Source organism: Arsenicicoccus sp. UBA2120, from assembly GCF_002330965.1.
Taxonomy (GTDB): Bacteria; Actinomycetota; Actinomycetes; order Actinomycetales; family Dermatophilaceae; genus Arsenicicoccus; species Arsenicicoccus bolidensis.
This window is the reverse complement of record NZ_DCYC01000066.1, coordinates 2,829-19,500: the sequence shown is the minus strand read 5'-3', so window position 1 is coordinate 19,500 and position 16,672 is coordinate 2,829. Positions and strand designations below refer to the sequence as shown.

Genomic DNA, 16,672 nt, shown 5'->3' with positions numbered 1-16,672 from the left:
GGGGGGGGGGGGGGGGGGCGGCACCGGCCCCCCCCCCCCGGGCGGGGGCGGGGCTTCCCCCCCGGCGGGGGCCCCCCCCCTCCCCCCCCCCGCTAAGGGCCCAAAAAAACCCCCCCCCCCCCCGGGCCCCCCGATCCGGTCCGCGAGCCGGTCGCCCCCGGCCCCCACGAGAACGCCGCGGAGGACGACTCCCCGCCGTTCTGCGTCGACGCGGCGCAGGCCGTCCTCGACGACAAGGGCTCGCTCGGCATCGTCATCGGCGGCTCCGGCAACGGCGAGCAGATGGCCGCCAACAAGGTCGAGGGCGTGCGTGCCGCGCTCTGCTACAACCCCGAGCTGGCCGAACTGGCGCGCGAGCACAACGACGCGCGCGTCTGCTCCATCGGCGGTCGCTTCACCACGCCGGAGGAGTCGTTGGCGATCGCGGACACCTTCGTCGCCACGCCGTTCTCGGGGGTCGAGCGCCACGCCCGCCGCATCGCGATGCTGGACCACTACGAGGCGTCGGGGGAGCTGCCCGAGCTGCCCGAGAGCGCGCGCTGACCGCATGGCAAACCCTCACGTCAGGTGTGACGGATGTGACGGGTGTGGCGGCTGGGACCCCACCCGCGTCGTCACGGTGCGTGTCCAGACCCTGTCCGAACTGTCCCTCCTGCACCGGACCGTCCGGGTGAAGGTCAGGCGAACGGCGCATCTCGTTCGGGTGTTTCGGACACGTAGCGTCTCGCAGTCTGTTCTAGTGGAGAGCGAACAGCCCGCTCGCTCCCCGTCCTTGAGGAAGTCCCCATGGCCGTCCACGCCGGTCACTCCACCCGCACCCCGCAGGCCCCCGTCCTCACCTGGCTGGTCGTCCCGGCCCTGGTCGCGCTGGGGGTGCTCCTCGCCCTCGCCTCGGTCGTCGCGATCGTCATGGGGATGGCGCCGTTCGCGCTCGCGTCCCTCGTCGGCCTGGTCGCTGCTGTCGGGGCGTTCTGGACGATGCTGGACCGCCGCCGGCTCTGACGCCTCCCACCGGCGGCCACCGGCCGTCGAGCTGACCGTATGACGAAGGCCCCGCCGCCCTCCGAGGAGAGGTGACCGGGCCTTCGTGCCGCCTGGTGGGGCGGGCTGGAGCGGGTGACGAGAATCGAACTCGCGTAGCTAGTTTGGAAGACTAGGGCTCTACCATTGAGCTACACCCGCAGGTCGCCCGACGGGATCCGTCAGGACGAGCACTGCACAGGGTAGTTCGCCGACCGGGCCCGCGGGAAATCCGACACCCCGCCCCGCCGGTCACGCGTCCCGAGCCCGCGGTCGGGACCGGTAGGATCGAGGCTTCACGGGCTGTGGCGCAGCTTGGTAGCGCGCGTGCTTTGGGAGCACGATGTCGCAGGTTCAAATCCTGTCAGCCCGACCACCACGTGGGCCCGCCGGACGTCTCCGGCGGGCCCACGCGCATCCTGGCAGCCCCCGTCGGCGGTGCCCGCTCGGCCGTGGCAGGCTAGGGGCATGACGGCAGCGAGGACGGCATACATCGTCGACGGCGTGCGCACCCCGATCGGCAGGTATGCCGGAGCGCTCGCCCCGGTCCGGCCCGACGACCTCGCGGCCCACGTGATCCGCACCCTGGTGCAGCGCCACCCCTCGATGGCGTGGGACCAGGTCGACGACGTGGTCCTGGGCTGCGCCAACCAGGCGGGCGAGGACAACCGCAACGTGGCCCGTATGGCGGCCCTGCTGGCCGGGTTGCCGGAGCAGGTGCCCGGGGTCACCGTCAACCGCCTGTGCGCGAGCGGCCTGGACGCGGTCGCGGCGGCGGCCCGGGGCATCCTCGCCGGCGACGGCGACCTCTACGTGGCAGGCGGGGTCGAGTCGATGAGCCGGGCGCCGTTCGTGATGCCCAAGGCCGAGAGCGCCTACAGCCGCAGCACCGAGGTCCACGACACGACGATCGGGTGGCGCTTCGTCAACCCGGCCATGCGGGACCGCTACGGCGTGGACAGCATGCCCGAGACCGCCCAGAACGTCGCCGACGACTGGGGCGTCAGCCGCGAGGACCAGGACGCCTTCGCCCAGCGCTCGCAGGAGCGCGCGGCCGCCGCCATCGCGAGCGGCCGGCTCGCGACCGAGATCGCGCCCGTCACGATCCCGCAGCGCAAGGGCGACCCCACGGTCGTCGACACCGACGAGCACCCCCGCCTGGGCAGCCTCGAGACGCTCGGTCGGCTCCGGCCGTTGTTCCCAGGTGGGTCCGTCACGGCGGGCAACGCCAGCGGGGTCAACGACGGCGCCGCGGCGCTGCTGGTCGCCAGCGAGAGCGCGGTCGAGAGGTTCTCCCTGGAGCCGCTGGCCCGCATCGACGGCGCCGCCGCTGCCGGCCTGGCCCCCCGGGTGATGGGCTACGGGCCCGTCCCGGCCGTCCGCAAGGTGTTGTCCCGCAGGGGTGTCGAGCTGGACGACGTCGGCGTGATCGAGCTCAACGAGGCCTTCGCCAGCCAGAGCCTGGCGGTCCTGCGCGACCTCGGGCTGCCCGACGACGCGGCGCACGTCAACCCGCACGGTGGGGCCATCGCGCTCGGCCACCCGCTCGGCATGAGCGGGGCCCGCCTGGCGCTGACGGCTGCGATCACGCTGGCCGACGACGGGCACGACCACGCCCTCGCCACCATGTGCGTCGGCGTCGGTCAGGGCGTCGCCATGCTGCTCTCCCGCCCCTGACAGGCCCCTGACCGAGACGGGTTCCGGGCCGCCGATAGGGTTCCCGCAGATCCATCACGACATCCAGCACGACATCCGTCACGACGTAGTGAGGAAGGAAAGACATGGACAAGGTGGTGTCCTCCGCCGAGGAGGCCGTGGCCGACATCGGCGACGGAGCCTCGCTGGCGGTCGGCGGGTTCGGTCTGTGCGGCATCCCGAGCGTGCTCATCCGGGCCCTGCACGAGCAGGGGGCCACGGACCTCGAGCTGGTCTCCAACAACTGCGGCGTCGACGACTGGGGGATGGGGATCCTGCTGGCGGACAAGAAGATCCGCCGCATCCATGCGTCCTACGTCGGAGAGAACAAGGAGTTCGAGCGGCAGTACCTCACCGGCGAGCTGGAGGTCGAGCTCACCCCCCAGGGGTCGCTCGCCGAGAAGCTCCGCTGCGGGGGCTCCGGCATCGCCGGCTTCTACACCCTCACCGGGTCCGGCACCCAGGTCGCCGAGGGCGGCCTGCCCCTCCTGCACGACGCCGACGGCAAGGTCGTCAAGACCTCGCCGCCCAAGGAGACCAAGGTCTTCGACGTCGACGGCGAGCCCAAGACCTTCGTCCTGGAGGAGGCCATCTCCTGCGACTTCGGCCTGGTGCGGGCGTGGCGCGGCGACCGGCACGGCAACCTCGTGTTCCGCGAGGCCGCCCGCAACTTCAACCCCGTGTGCGCCATGGCCGGTCGCGTGACGATCGCCGAGGTCGAGGAGCTCGTCGAGCCCGGCGAGCTCGACCCGGGCGAGGTCCACCTGCCGGGCATCTACGTCCAGCGCGTCGTCGCGCTGACGCCCGAGGAGGCCGCGGAGAAGCGCATCGAGCGCCGCACGGTCCGTCCCGCAGCCACCGCCGACCAGCAGCAGAAGGAGGCGTGAGCCATGGCGCTGACGCGTGAGCAGATGGCCGAGCGTGCCGCCCAGGAGCTGCACGACGGCGACTACGTCAACCTCGGGATCGGCCTGCCGACGATGGTCCCCAACTACGTGGCGGACGACGTCGAGCTGGTCCTGCAGTCCGAGAACGGCATCCTCGGCACCGGGGCCTACCCGGTGGAGGGCACGGAGGACCCCGACCTCATCAACGCGGGCAAGGAGACGGTGACCGTCCGCAAGGGCGCGAGCTACTTCGACTCCTCGACGTCCTTCGGGATGATCCGCTCCGGCAAGGTCGACGCCGCGATCCTCGGTGCGATGCAGGTGTCCGAGCACGGCGACATCAGCAACTGGATGATCCCCGGAAAGATGGTCAAGGGCATGGGCGGCGCGATGGACCTGGTCCACGGCGCCAAGAAGGTCATCGTCCTGATGGAGCACACCGCCAAGGGAGGCGCGCACAAGATCCTGAAGGAGTGCACGCTGCCCTACACCGGCAAGGCCGTCGTCCAGCGGATCATCACCGACCTGTGCGTCTTCGACGTCACCGCGGAGGGCCTGGTCCTGCGCGAGCTGTTCGACGGGGTCACCGAGGACGAGATCCGCGACAAGACCGGCTGCGACTTCACGGTCGACCTGACCTGACCGAACCTGCCCGACCTCGCCCGGGCCCGAGCACCACCGTGTCGGGCCCGGCCGGGACGACCGTTAGGGATAGGCGGGGCGAGCCGATAGCATGTCGAGAGCCTCGGTTCGGCCGAGGCCCCTTGTCGATGTCGCCGGCCGCCTCCCCAGACTCCACCGAGGCGTGGCGGTCTGGCGCCGACGAGGGCCCCCAGACCTCTAGCACAGACCTTGGAGCAACCGCAGTGAAGAGTGCCGTCGAGAACCTCAGCCCGACCCGGGTCAAGCTGACCGTCGAGGTCCCCTTCGAGGAGCTCAAGCCGAGCATCGACGCGGCGTACAAGACCATCGGCCAGCAGGTGCAGGTTCCCGGTTTCCGTCGCGGCAAGGTCCCCGCCCGCATCATCGACCAGCGCATCGGCAAGGGCGCCGTCCTGCAGGAGGCCGTCAACGAGGCGCTCCCGCAGTTCTACGGCCAGGCCATCGACGAGACCGGCCTCAAGCCGCTCTCGCAGCCCGAGGTCGACGTCACCGAGATCCCCCTCGAGGACGGCCAGCAGCTGGCCTTCGCCGCTGAGATGGACGTCCGCCCCGCGATCGAGATGCCGGACTTCACGGGCATCACCGTGGACGTCGACGACGTCGAGGTGACCGACGAGGACGTCAACGCCAACCTGGCGCAGCTGCAGGAGCGCTTCGGCAGCCTCGTGGGCGTCGACCGCGCCGCCAGGACCGGCGACTTCGTGTCGATCGACCTGTCGGCGAGCATCGACGGCGAGGAGATCGACTCGGTCTCGGGCGTCTCCTACGAGATCGGCTCCGGCAACATGCTCGAGGGCATGGACGACCAGCTGGTCGGCGTCAAGGCCGACGAGACCAAGACGTTCACCGCCCCCCTCGCGGGTGGCGACCGCGCCGGCCAGGACGCCGAGATCTCCATCACGGTCCTGTCCGTCAAGGAGCGCGAGCTCCCCGAGCTGGACGACGAGTTCGCCCAGCTGGCGTCGGAGTTCGACACGATGGACGAGCTGCGCGCCGACGTGACCGCGCAGACCGAGCGCGCCAAGAAGTTCGAGCAGGGCGCCCAGGCCCGCGACAAGGTCCTGGCCCAGCTGCTCGAGACGATCGAGATCCCGCTGCCCGAGTCGCTGGTCGAGGCCGAGGTGGAGTCCCACTTCGCCGAGGGCTCCGAGGAGGGCCACGACACCGCCGAGCACCGCGACGAGGTGGCCAAGAACGTCCGCGAGGCCATGAAGGGCCAGTTCCTCCTCGACGCCATCGCCGAGGAGCGCGAGGTCCAGGTCGGCCAGCAGGAGCTCATCGAGTACCTCGTGATGCAGGCCCAGCAGTACGGCATGGACCCCAACCAGTTCGCCCAGATCATGGACTCCAACGGCCAGGTGCCCTCCATGGTAAGCGAGGTCGCTCGCCGCAAGGCCCTCGCCACGGTGCTCGAGGACATCACGATCAAGGACGCCTCCGGCAACGTGGTCAACCTGTCCGACCTGGACGTCGAGGTCGAGGACGGCGACGAGGGTTCCGACGACTCGGGCTCCTCCGACGACACCGAGGGCTCCGACGACGCGCCGGCCACGAAGGCCTCCGCCAAGAAGGCTCCGGCCAAGAAGGCTGCTGCCAAGAAGGCTGCTGCCAAGGACGCCGACGCGGCCGACGCGACCGACGCCGCCGCCGCGGCTGACGCCGCCGCCGGGGGCTCCGAGCAGGAGGCCAAGCCGGCCAAGAAGGCTCCCGCCAAGAAGTCGCCGGCCAAGAAGGCTGCCGCCAAGGACTCCGACGCGACCGACGCCGCCGCCGAGGGCTCCGAGGAGGAGGCCAAGCCGGCCAAGAAGGCCTCCGCCAAGAAGGCTGCCGCCAAGGCCGACGAGACCGACGACGCCTCCGAGGGCAAGCCGGCCAAGAAGGCCCCCGCCAAGAAGGCCCCGGCCAAGAAGGCTGCTGCCAGGGACGAGGACGCCGCGGACGCCTGATCCCGCACGCCCGCCTCGCGGGCCGCACTCCACGAGGAGCCCGTCACCGAGAGGTGGCGGGCTCCACGCCGTCCCAGATCCCCTCGGTCCCGCCTCGGCAGCGCACCGTCGCGTGGCTCACGCGCTGGGCGAGGCGGTGTGCGCTCACGGCGAACACGCGCCCCGACGGGAAGGGTGTGTCGGCGCCGGGCGTTAGTGTCATCAGCAAGCGACGCTCCAGGCCGGTCCACCGGCCGGGCGCCACCCCAGTGCGACAGAGAGATGAGACTCACGGTGAGCCAGAGCAACGTCCCCGCGACCCCGGTCGCAGCGGCCGCGCCCCAGGGCGGTCTCGACGACCACATCTACCAGCGGCTCCTCAAGGACCGCATCATCTTCCTCGGCTCGGACGTCCGCGACGACAACGCCAACGCGATCTGCGCCCAGCTCCTCCTGCTCTCGGCCGAGGACCCCGACAAGGACATCTGGCTCTACATCAACAGCCCCGGCGGCTCGGTGACGGCCGGCATGGCGATCTTCGACACCATGCAGTGGATCCCCAACGACGTCTGCACCGTCGCGATGGGCATGGCCGCCTCCATGGGCCAGTTCCTGCTGTCCGCGGGGGCCAAGGGCAAGCGCTACGCCACCCCGCACGCCCGCATCCTGATGCACCAGCCCCTCGGCGGCATCGGCGGCACCGCCACGGACGTCAAGATCCAGGCCGAGCTGCTGCTCGCGATGAAGAAGGAGATGGCCGAGCTCATCTCCGAGCACACCGGCCAGCCGGTGGACAAGATCACGGCCGACTCCGACCGCGACCGCTGGTTCACCGCGGCCCAGGCCAAGGACTACGGCTTCGTCGACCACGTCTTCGAGCGCGCCGTCCAGACGCCCGGCAGCGGCGGCACGGACGCCTGATCGCCATACCGACAAGACCCACTCGGAGACCCAGATGATCCAGCACCCCCAGCCCATGCACGGCGCTGCCGGCCAGCCCGGTGCCGTCATGCCCACCAGCCGCTACATCCTGCCGCAGTTCGAGGAGCGCACCTCCTACGGCATGAAGCGGACCGATCCCTACACCAAGCTCTTCGAGGACCGCATCATCTTCCTCGGCGTGCAGGTGGACGACGCGTCGGCCGACGACATCATCGCCCAGCTGATCGTGCTCGAGTCCCAGGACCCGGACCGCGACATCACGATGTACATCAACAGCCCCGGTGGCTCGTTCACGGCGATGACCGCGATCTACGACACCATGCAGTACATCCGCCCCGACGTGCAGACCTTCGTCGTGGGCCAGGCCGCCTCGGCCGCGGCCGTGCTCCTCGCCGCCGGTGCGCCGGGCAAGCGCTACGCCCTGCCCAACGCCCGCGTCCTGATCCACCAGCCGGCCGTCGAGGGTGGCGGTGGTCAGGCCAGCGACATCGAGATCCAGGCCAACGAGATCTTCCGCATGCGGACCTGGCTCGAGGAGACGCTGGCGCAGCACTCCGGCCGCACCCCCGAGCAGGTGCGCGACGACATCGAGCGCGACAAGATCCTCTCCGCCGCGGCGGCCAAGGACTACGGCCTGATCGACGCCGTCCTGACCAGCCGCAAGGCGACGCTGGACTGAGCTGGACCAGCCCTCGGGCTGCCCGACCGGCGACGCCGGACGGGCAGCCCGAGGCGCGACCGGGGCATTCTGCTGTCGGCTGAACTCCCGGGGCCCTGCCGTGACGCGCAGGGGATAACAGGTGCTGGGGCGGGTCGTCCCAGGTACCGTCCTAGAAGACGACGCTCGCGCGTCGGCGGTCCAGGACCGGCCCGGACGGGGCGGTCTCGCACAGGTGGAGGTGGCAGATGGCACGCATCGGCGACGGTGGAGACCTGCTGAAGTGTTCCTTCTGCGGCAAGTCGCAGAAGCAGGTCAAGAAGCTCATCGCGGGCCCGGGTGTCTACATCTGCGACGAGTGCATCGACCTGTGCAACGAGATCATCGAGGAGGAGCTGTCCGAGGCTCCTGACTCCGGTCTCGACGAGCTGCCCAAGCCCCGCGACATCTTCACCTTCCTGGAGTCCTACGTCATCGGCCAGGAGGATGCGAAGCGTTCCCTCGCGGTCGCCGTCTACAACCACTACAAGCGCATCAACGCCGGGGCGGCCGGGTCCGCCACCGGGCCGTCGGCCACCAAGCGCGGCGACGAGCAGGTGGACATCGCCAAGTCCAACATCCTGATGATCGGCCCCACCGGCTGCGGCAAGACCTACCTCGCCCAGACCCTGGCGCGCATGCTCAACGTGCCCTTCGCCATCGCGGACGCGACGGCCCTGACCGAGGCCGGCTACGTGGGCGAGGACGTCGAGAACATCCTCCTCAAGCTCATCCAGGCCGCCGACTACGACGTCAAGAAGGCCGAGACGGGCATCATCTACATCGACGAAATCGACAAGATCGCCCGCAAGTCGGAGAACCCCTCGATCACCCGTGACGTGTCGGGCGAGGGCGTGCAGCAGGCGCTGCTCAAGATCCTCGAGGGCACCACGGCGAGCGTGCCGCCCCAGGGCGGGCGCAAGCACCCGCACCAGGAGTTCATCCAGATCGACACCACCAACGTGCTGTTCATCGTCGGTGGCGCCTTCGCCGGCCTGGAGCAGATCATCACGGCCCGGGCCGGCAAGCGTGGCCTCGGCTTCGGGGCGTCGATCGCCGCCCAGCGCGAGGCGGGGGCGCCGCGGTTCGCCGACCTGCAGCCGGACGACCTGATGAAGTTCGGCCTCATCCCCGAGTTCATCGGCCGCCTGCCCGTCGTGGCCACGGTCGACGAGCTCGATCGGTCCGCCCTCGTGCGGATCCTGACCGAGCCGCGCAACGCCCTGGTCAAGCAGTACCGCAAGATGCTGGACATCGACGGCGTGGAGCTGTCGTTCACGCAGGAGGCCATCGACGCGATCGCGGACAAGGCCATCGCGCGGGGGATCGGCGCCCGCGGCCTGCGCGCGATCATGGAGGAGATCCTCCTGCCGGTCATGTTCGACGTGCCCTCCGACGACGACATCGTCGAGGTCTCGGTCACCCGCGAGACCGTCGAGGAGGGCGCCACGCCCGTCGTCGTCCGCGCGACCGACAAGCGGCGCAAGGAATCCGCCTGACCGGCAGACCAGCCGGTATGACGGTCGCCCGGCCTGGGGCGGCCGACCTCTAGCGCGAGCGGTTGCTGGTCGTCACCCAGGCCACAGCGGCGACCCCCAGCACGGCAGCGGCGACGACGGCGACGGGCGCGACCGGCAGGACGGACCTCGCCAGCAGGCCCAGCCCCCACGTGATCGCCGCCACGGCCGTCAGCGCGACGCAGCGCTCGGCGTAGCGCCGCACCAGGCGGGGGTCCAGCCGCGCCGGGCTCGGCGCGGTCGTCGACACGGCCACGCAGGCCACGTGCACCACCACGAGTCCTGCCACCAGCAGCACCACCGGCGACGCCGGGTCCTGCGGTGCGACGAGCAGGTAGGCCGCCAGCGACGCCAGCGCCACGGGTCCACCGGCGGGCTCCGGACGGACGGCCGCGATCACCGCACCCAGGACCACCAGCGTGAAGCCCACCGGTGACAGCTGGTGGGCGCTCGCGGCGACGAGGGGGACGACCCAGGCGCACAGCATCCCCAGCAGGCGGACCGCGAGCTGGGACCCGGAGGTGGATCGCGCCTCGACGAGCCAGCGGGTGAGGACGCGCTCGATCCCGGTCGCGCCCGTCGTCCCCCTCGCGGCCCGCGCGCCCCTCGTGCCGCGCGCGCCTCTGGTAGCCCTCGTGCCGCTCATGCCCTGGCTCGTTCGTGACGGGCCTGCAGCCGGCGAAGCAGCTCCTCGACGGAGGAGGCGTCCTGCCAGGCGACGACGGGGATGCCCTCGTGCTCGAGCAGGTCTGCCGTGCGGCGGCGTTCGAGGGTGAGGAGGCGCCAGGCGATCGTCTCGACGTCCTCGTCGACCACCGTGGCGGTGGGGGTGACGTCGATGCACGCCACGTCCAGCCCGCGCCTCGAGAGGGCGACCACGGCGTCGACCACGACGCGCGAGGTGAGCGGGGTGAGGGCCAGCAACAGCGATCCGGGCGTGAGGCCCAGGCTCAGCTGTTGCACGTCGGGCTGACGGTCGCTGGCGGGGTCGACGGTGGCGAGGGCGCCGAGCAGTCGCTGCAGGTGGCGGCGGCCGGTCCCGGCGGGGACGGGCAGGACACCGGTGTCGCCGAGCACGCGCAGCCCCACGCGGTCCCCGGCCGTCGTGAAGTGCCCGGCGACGTGGGCCGCGGCCTGCACCGCTGCCTCCACGCTGCTCGGGGCGCCGGGGTCGGCGTGCGGGATGTCGCTGAGCACGTCGACCAGGAGCATGACCTGGGCGTCCTGCTCGGCATACATGGTCCGGACGTGCAGGCTGCCGGTGCGGGCGGAGGTCGGCCAGTGGATGCGCCGGATCCGGTCGCCGGGGCGGAAGGCCCGGATCTCGGCGAACTCCGAGCCCTCGCCGGCGCGCCGGGACAGGTGGCGGCCGAGCTGCTGGGCGGGCCGCAGCTGGTCCGACCGGAGCGGAAGCCGTTGGGGCGAGGGCAGGGCGAGCAGCGGGTGGCCCTCGCCGGCCCGGAACCGGCTGGAGTGCGCGGCCCAGGCGGACGACAGGCGCACCTCGCCGCGGCCGACCGAGTGCCGCCCCCAGACCTCGGGCGACACCAGCTGCTCGCCGTGGTGCTGATCGCCGTCGAGCAGGGTGCTGGTGGCGCCGTGCGGCACCTCGGGCCGCAGCCGGTCGCTCGGCGCCAGGTCGACGCCCAGGGCCTCCGCGCGAGGGTCGTGCGCCACGTCCACGGTGACGGTGGTCGTGGAGCCCTCGGGCAGGCGGTCCGACCGGACGCCGGTCCGCAGCAGGCTGGGTCGCTCGGGCCGGCCCAGCGCGCCCAGGACGGCGACGACGAGCAGCGGTATGGCGACCACGAGCAGGTCCGTCCGGTGACCCAGCACGGCGGCGACCGCCAGGGCCACCCCCACCCCCACGACGGCGAGGTGGTGCGGCGTCGCCGACCAGGCCGCCTGCCGGGCCGCGGCGTCGGGGCGGCCGCCCCGGGTGGGTGCCGTCATCGGCCGTGGCCACCGGTGAGGGCGGCGGGCGTGGGCACGGTGTCGAGCAGGGACCGCACGATGGTGGCGCCGGACACCTGCGTCATCCACAGCTCGGGCTTGATGGTGAGGCGGTGCGCGAGGGCGGGGACGGCGACGTGCTTGACGTCCTCCGGCGTGACGTAGTCCCGGCCCTGCACCACGGCATACGCGCGGGCCACCGTCACGAGCGCCAGCGAGCCACGGGGAGAGCTGCCGACCTGGACCGACCCGTGCCGTCGCGTGGCACCGACCAGGTCGACGCAGTAGTCGACGACCGAGGGGTCGACCTCGACGAGCTCGACCGCGCGCTGGGCGTCGAGCAGCTCGCCCGGCGCGAGGACCTGCTCGACCTGCTGCTCCTCGGCCCGGCGTCCGAGCCGGCGCCGCACGACCTCGGCCTCCTCCTCGGGCGTCGGGTAGCCGAAGGACACCCGCAGCAGGAACCGGTCGAGCTGGGCCTCGGGGAGGGGATAGGTGCCCTCGTGCTCGACCGGGTTGGCGGTCGCGAGCACGTGGAACGGCGCCGCCAGGGGAAAGGTCCGGCCCTCCACCGTGATCTGGCGCTCCTGCATCGCCTCGAGCAGCGCCGCCTGGGTCTTGGGCGGGGTCCGGTTGATCTCGTCGGCGAGCAGCAGCCCGGTGAACAGCGGCCCCTCGCGGAACTCGAACTCGTGGGTGGCCTGGTTGTAGAGGAAGGAGCCCGTCAGGTCCGAGGGCAGCAGGTCGGGGGTGAACTGGGCGCGGGTGAAGGTCAGGCCCAGCGCCTGCGCGAACGAGCGCCCGGCCAGCGTCTTGCCGAGGCCGGGGTAGTCCTCGAGCAGCACGTGACCGCCCGCGAGGATGCCGGCGAGGACGAGCTCGAGGCCCGCTCGCTTGCCGACGACGGCGGTCTCGACCGCGTCGAGGACCCGGGCGCAAGTGAGCGTGACGTCGGTCGGGCGGGAGGCGTTGCTGCTCATAGGTTCTCGATCCTCGCGATCAGGCTGGTGAGCGCTCCCTGCGAGCGCGGAGGGGTCTGGGGGTGCTCGACCAGGCGGGAGAGCTCGGGCCCGAGCAGCTCCCTGGCGCGGTCGGGGTCGGTGGCGCGGTCCACGCCGTGGTGGGTGAGGAGCCGGTGGTCGACCAGGTCGACCAGCAGCGGCGACAGCGTGCGCTCCCAGGTGCGGCCGTCGCGCAGGCCGTGGACCGCCCAGGTGAGGGCGCTGAGCCGCCGGTCGTGGGTGAGGGTGCGCCGGACCTCCCGGTCGCGGGCCCACGGCGCGGACCAGCCGGCTCGCGCGGCGCGCGCCCGGTCCGCGAGGCGCCACCAGGTAGCCAGGACCGCCGCGATGGCGGCGGGCACGACGACGGGGTGGAGCCGCGCGCCGAGCAGGGATGCGCCGCCCAGGACCACGAGGCACAGGACCAGCCCCACCAGGACCCGGCGGGTCAGGGTGCGGCGGGTCAGGGCGCGGCTCATGGGCGCTCCTCGTCGCGGGCCGCTGCCGTGCTCGGGGCGGTCGCCGCGGTGCTGGTAGCGGTGCCACGGGCGAGGAGGGCGTCGTGGAGGCGGTCGAGCGCCATACCGGCGGAGCTCCGCAGCTCCTCGTCGACCTCGTGGCTGGAGAACCTCGCCTCGCGGTAGGCCTCCGCCAGGGCGGCGATCGCGTCCTCGGGCACGTGCTGCTCCGCCAGCACGCGGCGGGTGAACTCGGCGGACGTCTCGGCCACGCGCCGGCTGCTGCCCGCGGCCGCCGCCAGGCGCTCGAGCTCGACCCAGCACGCGACGATGCCGTTGCGGGGCGTGCCGCCGGCCAGGGCGACGCGCTGCTGTCGCGCGGCCTCCTCGTCCAGGACGGGCTCGGGCACCAGGTCCGGACCCAGCGGCGAGTCCTCCCGATCGTCGCGCGGCAGCGCCCGCAGCCTCCGGACCACCGTGCGCGCGACGACCACGGCGAGGACGAGCATCGCCGCGACGAGCAGCCAGGGGAGCCAGCCCGGCAGGCCGCCCCACCCGTCACCACCCTGGGGCCGGACGGGGGTCGCCGGAGCGCTGCCGACCTCCGAGGCGGGCAGGGACCGCGGGTCCGGCACCCCGCGCTCGTTCGGTGCCGTGGGTGGGGGCCCCGACGTCACGAGGGCCGGGCCGCGCACGGTGGCCCAGACGAGCGCGGCGATCACCAGGGCCAGGGCGGCGGCCAGCAGCCCCGAGCGTCCTCGCGTGCCCATCGTGCCTCCACCCCCGTCGGTCCGTGCTCAGTGACCAGTGCTCAGTGACCAGTGATCCTGCCACGCCGGCCAGGCCGGGGTGGGCACGGGGGCTCGGACGTGGTGAGGTGGTCCCATGGCTCTTGCCTTCTCCCTGCGCCGCGGCCTCCCGGCCCCACGGCAGTCGACGCCCACGACCTGTGGGTCGACCTGCCTGGTGGTGGCCCGCATGCTGACGGACCCGGCGTATGCCGACCGCGTGCGGCGACGTGGCCTGGTCCCCGAGGAGCTGGTCGTCCGCAACCGCACCAACCGCCTGCTGGCGAGCCCCGTGTCCTGGCAGCTGCCGTGGCCGCGCGCGCTCGGGACGCCGCCGTGGGGCGCGGCGCGTGAGCTGGCCCGGGTGCTCGGGGTGCGTCGTCGGGCCGTGCGCTGGCACGTCGTCCGGTGGGCCGGCCGAGCCGAGCGAGCGGAGCTCCTGCGCACCTGGGAGACCTCCCTCGCCCCAGACTCACCGGCCCTGCTGTATGTCGGGAGCCGGTGGCTGCCTCGTCACGTGACGATGCTCGTGCCTGCCTCCGACGGTGCGGGGGTAGACGTCTTCGAGCCGTCCGCCGGCGAGGTGCTGGAGCTCGACCTGGCGGCCTTCATCGACGGGCGGGTATCGTTGGCCGGGTGGAGCACCCCCTGGCTGGTCGTGGGGCCGGTCGTCGGACGGGGAGGCTCGTCGTGACCGTGGCCCCCGCGACCGTGCTCGGGCTGCCCGTCGGCCTGGACCCTCGCACCCCGGTCGTCATCGGGGTGGGGGAGTGGAGCGAGCGGCTGGGTGACCCGGCCTACGCTGCGCTGTCGCCGGTGGCGCTGGCGGCCCGAGCCGTCGAGCAGGCCCTGGCGGACGCTGCTCCGGGCGCGGGGGCGCGGGCGTTGCACCGGGCGGTCGACGTGGTGGCCGACATCCCGCAGTTCGAGGTCTCGACGCCGGAGGCCGTCGCGCCGCTGGGCCGATCGGACAACGTGCCGCGATCGGTGGCCACGCGCACAGGACTGCGCCCGCGCCACGTCCTGACCGACGTGGCCGGCGGGCAGGGGCCGCAGCACCTCGTCACGGAGCTCGCCGCGAGCATCGCCCGCGGCGACTGCGAGGTCGCGGTGGCGTGCGGCGCCGAGGCGCTCTCGACCATGCGGCACCTGCTCTCACGCCCCGCGGCCGAGCGGCCGAGCTGGTCCGAGGCCGTGGGCGGTCAGCACGAGGGGCGCGGGCACGGCCTCGAGGGGCTGGTGGACTTCGACGACTCCGGCCAGATCGACGCCCCCCGCCTCTACGCATTGCTCGAGCGGGCCCGGCAGCGCCGGCTGGCGCAGGCGGGGATGGACGACCCGGACTACGGAGCCTCGATGGGCGAGCTGTTCGCGCCCTTCACCCGGGTCGCGGCCCACCACCCGCACGCAGCCCTGCGCGAGAACCTCTCTGCCGCAGACCTGCTCACCGTGACGCCGCGCAACCGGATGGTGGCCGAGCCCTATCCCAAGCTCCTCGTGGCGCGCGACCTGGTCAACCAGGGCGCCGCCGTGATCGTCGCGTCGATCGAGCGCGCCGCGAGCCTTGGTGTGCCGCAAGACCGTTGGGTCTATCTGCACGGGCACTGCGACACGGTCGAGCGACCCCTGCTGGAGCGACCGGACCTCGATGCCTACCCGGCCGGCGTCGCCGCGGTGCGGTCCGCCCTGGAGGTGGCGGGCACCGGCCTGGACGAGGTGCGCCACCTCGATCTCTACTCCTGCTTCCCCGTCGCCGTGTCGTCGGTGTGCGACGGGATCGGCCTCGCCCCGGACGACCCGCGCGGGCTCACGCTGACCGGCGGGCTGCCCTACTTCGGCGGCCCCGGCAACGACTACACCATGCACGCGATTGCCGAGGCGGTCCGCCGGTTGCGCTGCGCCCCAGGGGACTTCGCGCTCACCACCGGCAACGGCGGGGTGCTGTCGAAGTACTCGGTCGGGCTGTGGTCGACCACCCCACGGGCCTGGCGACCGGGCGAGTCGGGAGCCGTGCAGCGCCGCCTCGACGCCGCGCCGACCGTGCCCCACCGCGCCCCGGGGCAGCACACCGCCCTGACGCCGGGCGCCGGCATACGGGACGGCCTGGAGACCTGGACGATCACGCACGCCAAGGACGGGGCGCGCGAGGCGACCCTCGTGGTCCGCGACGCCGACGGGGTGCGCTCGATGCACCGCACCAGCGACCCAGCCGTCCTGGCCGACCTGGCCGACCTGGCCGAGCTGACGGACCTGACCGACTAGGCCGGCGCCGCGGGGTCAGGCCTTCGGGCGCTTCTCGGCGGGGATCAGCTCGACGTCGCTCACCGCGAGCGCCTCGCCCTCGCCGTAGGTCAGGCCGCTGATGTTGCCGGTGGCGCGCAGGTCGGCCTCCGCGAGGCGCAGCTGCTCGACCTGGGCGGCCGGCGCCGTCAGCGTCATCGCGGTGATCTCGCTGCGCATGCCGACCTTGGCCTCGGACTTGGCCTTGCGGACGCCCACCAGCGCGGCGGAGACGGTGCCGAGCAGTGACGAGTCGCCTCGGACCGCAACGGTGCTCAGCTCGTCCGCGGTCGGCCACGGCTGACGGTGCACCGTGCCCTCGCGGAACCAGCTCCACACCTCCTCGGTGGCGTAGACGAGGACGGGGGCGAACAGGCGCAGGAGCACGTCGAGCGCGAGGCGCAGCGCGGCGCGCGCGGACGCGGCGCCCTCCTCGCCGCGGCCACCGTGGGCACGGTCCTTGACCAGCTCGATGTAGTCGTCGCAGAAGGTCCAGAAGAAGGTCTCGGTGGCCTCCAGCGCGCGGGTGTAGTCCATCGCCTCGTAGCCCGCGGTCGCGGTCTCGACGACCTCGGCCAGGGACGCCAGCATCGCCCGGTCCAGGGGCTCGGTCACCTGCTCGACCAGGTCGCCGGAGACCTCGCCGAAGGACAGCGCGAACTTGCTGGCGTTGAGCAGCTTGATGGCCAGGCGACGGCCGACCTTCATCTGCGCCTCGTCCAGCGCCGTGTCCGTCCCGAGGCGAGCAGCCCCGGCCCAGTAGCGGATCGCGTCGGTGCCGTGCTGCTTGAGCAGGTCGATGGGCGTCGTGGCGTTGCCCTTGGACTTGCTCATCTTCTTGCGGTC

General features: G+C 72.6%; 16 protein-coding genes, 2 tRNA genes and 1 pseudogene. 12 read left to right on the top strand and 7 right to left on the bottom strand.

Annotated features, from left to right (window positions below):
• Window positions 1-162: 162 nt before the first annotated feature.
• Together B2P18_RS09540 and B2P18_RS09535 are read left to right on the top strand one after the other, a co-directional pair.
• A pseudogene (locus tag B2P18_RS09540) lies at window positions 163-543 on the top strand (RpiB/LacA/LacB family sugar-phosphate isomerase); the annotation flags it as partial.
• Between the two features lie 243 nt (window positions 544-786).
• Complete coding sequence (locus B2P18_RS09535) at window positions 787-1,002, top strand: hypothetical protein (RefSeq protein WP_239261686.1); 216 nt, start codon at window positions 787-789, stop codon at window positions 1,000-1,002.
• Window positions 1,003-1,108: 106 nt separating this feature from the next.
• Here B2P18_RS09535 and B2P18_RS09530 read toward each other — a convergent pair.
• A tRNA-Gly gene (locus B2P18_RS09530) sits at window positions 1,109-1,182 on the bottom strand.
• 137 nt (window positions 1,183-1,319) lie between these two features.
• On the opposite strand from B2P18_RS09530, the gene B2P18_RS09525 reads away from it, so the two are divergent.
• From B2P18_RS09525 to clpX, 8 genes are all read left to right on the top strand, one after another.
• A tRNA-Pro gene (locus B2P18_RS09525) sits at window positions 1,320-1,396 on the top strand.
• A gap of 92 nt (window positions 1,397-1,488) precedes the next feature.
• The gene (pcaF, locus tag B2P18_RS09520) at window positions 1,489-2,697 is read left to right on the top strand and encodes a 3-oxoadipyl-CoA thiolase (protein WP_286958461.1); all 1,209 of its coding nucleotides are present in this window, start codon (window positions 1,489-1,491) and stop codon (window positions 2,695-2,697) included.
• A gap of 104 nt (window positions 2,698-2,801) precedes the next feature.
• Window positions 2,802-3,602 carry a CoA transferase subunit A gene (locus B2P18_RS09515; protein WP_286958460.1) on the top strand — a complete coding sequence of 267 codons (801 nt, stop codon included), beginning with the start codon at window positions 2,802-2,804 and terminating at the stop codon, window positions 3,600-3,602.
• A 3-nt stretch (window positions 3,603-3,605) separates the two neighbouring features.
• A complete protein-coding gene (locus tag B2P18_RS09510; RefSeq protein WP_019287788.1) occupies window positions 3,606-4,244 on the top strand; it encodes a CoA transferase subunit B in 639 nt (212 codons plus the stop codon).
• Window positions 4,245-4,468: 224 nt separating this feature from the next.
• A complete protein-coding gene (tig, locus tag B2P18_RS09505) occupies window positions 4,469-6,211 on the top strand; it encodes a trigger factor (protein WP_286958458.1) in 1,743 nt (580 codons plus the stop codon).
• 273 nt (window positions 6,212-6,484) lie between these two features.
• Entirely contained in the window at window positions 6,485-7,111 is a 627-nt protein-coding gene (locus tag B2P18_RS09500; protein WP_019287790.1) for an ATP-dependent Clp protease proteolytic subunit, read from the top strand.
• 34 nt (window positions 7,112-7,145) lie between these two features.
• Window positions 7,146-7,811: an ATP-dependent Clp protease proteolytic subunit gene (locus tag B2P18_RS09495; RefSeq protein WP_019287791.1), complete on the top strand. Its 666-nt coding sequence runs from the start codon at window positions 7,146-7,148 to the stop codon at window positions 7,809-7,811.
• Between the two features lie 227 nt (window positions 7,812-8,038).
• Window positions 8,039-9,328 (top strand): ATP-dependent Clp protease ATP-binding subunit ClpX, encoded by a 1,290-nt coding sequence (clpX, locus tag B2P18_RS09490; protein ID WP_029211170.1) that lies wholly within the window; start codon window positions 8,039-8,041, stop codon window positions 9,326-9,328.
• Between the two features lie 49 nt (window positions 9,329-9,377).
• On the opposite strand, the gene B2P18_RS09485 is transcribed toward clpX, so the two are convergent.
• From B2P18_RS09485 to B2P18_RS09465, 5 genes are read right to left on the bottom strand one after another with little or no spacing between them, the layout of a single operon-like run.
• Window positions 9,378-9,992 carry a hypothetical protein gene (locus tag B2P18_RS09485; protein WP_286958448.1) on the bottom strand — a complete coding sequence of 205 codons (615 nt, stop codon included), beginning with the start codon at window positions 9,990-9,992 and terminating at the stop codon, window positions 9,378-9,380.
• A complete protein-coding gene (locus B2P18_RS09480; protein ID WP_286958446.1) occupies window positions 9,989-11,299 on the bottom strand; it encodes a DUF58 domain-containing protein in 1,311 nt (436 codons plus the stop codon). Before B2P18_RS09480 ends, B2P18_RS09485 begins: the two co-directional genes overlap by 4 nt.
• Complete coding sequence (locus B2P18_RS09475) at window positions 11,296-12,279, bottom strand: AAA family ATPase (RefSeq protein WP_286958441.1); 984 nt, start codon at window positions 12,277-12,279, stop codon at window positions 11,296-11,298. Before B2P18_RS09475 ends, B2P18_RS09480 begins: the two co-directional genes overlap by 4 nt.
• Window positions 12,276-12,779, bottom strand: a complete 504-nt coding sequence (locus B2P18_RS09470) for a hypothetical protein (RefSeq protein ID WP_286958437.1) — start codon at window positions 12,777-12,779, stop codon at window positions 12,276-12,278. The genes B2P18_RS09475 and B2P18_RS09470 overlap by 4 nt, the downstream gene beginning before the upstream one ends.
• Window positions 12,776-13,528, bottom strand: a complete 753-nt coding sequence (locus B2P18_RS09465; RefSeq protein WP_286958432.1) for a DUF4129 domain-containing protein — start codon at window positions 13,526-13,528, stop codon at window positions 12,776-12,778. The genes B2P18_RS09470 and B2P18_RS09465 overlap by 4 nt, the downstream gene beginning before the upstream one ends.
• Window positions 13,529-13,643: 115 nt before the next feature.
• Here B2P18_RS09465 and B2P18_RS09460 point away from each other — a divergent pair, with 115 nt between their 5' ends.
• Both B2P18_RS09460 and B2P18_RS09455 read left to right on the top strand, forming a co-directional pair.
• Window positions 13,644-14,240 carry a hypothetical protein gene (locus B2P18_RS09460; RefSeq protein ID WP_286958427.1) on the top strand — a complete coding sequence of 199 codons (597 nt, stop codon included), beginning with the start codon at window positions 13,644-13,646 and terminating at the stop codon, window positions 14,238-14,240.
• The gene (locus tag B2P18_RS09455; protein ID WP_286958422.1) at window positions 14,237-15,808 is read left to right on the top strand and encodes an acetyl-CoA acetyltransferase; all 1,572 of its coding nucleotides are present in this window, start codon (window positions 14,237-14,239) and stop codon (window positions 15,806-15,808) included. The genes B2P18_RS09460 and B2P18_RS09455 overlap by 4 nt, the downstream gene beginning before the upstream one ends.
• A 15-nt stretch (window positions 15,809-15,823) precedes the next feature.
• On the opposite strand, the gene B2P18_RS09450 is transcribed toward B2P18_RS09455, so the two are convergent.
• Window positions 15,824-16,672 (bottom strand): class I tRNA ligase family protein (locus tag B2P18_RS09450; RefSeq protein WP_286958415.1); only part of this gene is annotated, 849 nt, incomplete at its 5' end.

Bases quoted from the DNA above. Each gene is read 5' to 3' on its own strand.
- B2P18_RS09510 (WP_019287788.1), top strand. From the start codon at position 3,606: ATGGCGCTGACGCGTGAGCAGATGGCCGAGCGTGCCGCCCAGGAGCTG.
- B2P18_RS09475 (WP_286958441.1), bottom strand. From the start codon at position 12,279: ATGAGCAGCAACGCCTCCCGCCCGACCGACGTCACGCTCACTTGCGCC.
- B2P18_RS09470 (WP_286958437.1), bottom strand. From the start codon at position 12,779: ATGAGCCGCGCCCTGACCCGCCGCACCCTGACCCGCCGGGTCCTGGTG.
- pcaF (WP_286958461.1), top strand. From the start codon at position 1,489: ATGACGGCAGCGAGGACGGCATACATCGTCGACGGCGTGCGCACCCCG.
- B2P18_RS09480 (WP_286958446.1), bottom strand. From the start codon at position 11,299: ATGACGGCACCCACCCGGGGCGGCCGCCCCGACGCCGCGGCCCGGCAG.
- B2P18_RS09465 (WP_286958432.1), bottom strand. From the start codon at position 13,528: ATGGGCACGCGAGGACGCTCGGGGCTGCTGGCCGCCGCCCTGGCCCTG.
- B2P18_RS09495 (WP_019287791.1), top strand. From the start codon at position 7,146: ATGATCCAGCACCCCCAGCCCATGCACGGCGCTGCCGGCCAGCCCGGT.
- B2P18_RS09460 (WP_286958427.1), top strand. From the start codon at position 13,644: ATGGCTCTTGCCTTCTCCCTGCGCCGCGGCCTCCCGGCCCCACGGCAG.
- B2P18_RS09515 (WP_286958460.1), top strand. From the start codon at position 2,802: ATGGACAAGGTGGTGTCCTCCGCCGAGGAGGCCGTGGCCGACATCGGC.
- B2P18_RS09535 (WP_239261686.1), top strand. From the start codon at position 787: ATGGCCGTCCACGCCGGTCACTCCACCCGCACCCCGCAGGCCCCCGTC.
- B2P18_RS09485 (WP_286958448.1), bottom strand. From the start codon at position 9,992: ATGAGCGGCACGAGGGCTACCAGAGGCGCGCGCGGCACGAGGGGCGCG.
- clpX (WP_029211170.1), top strand. From the start codon at position 8,039: ATGGCACGCATCGGCGACGGTGGAGACCTGCTGAAGTGTTCCTTCTGC.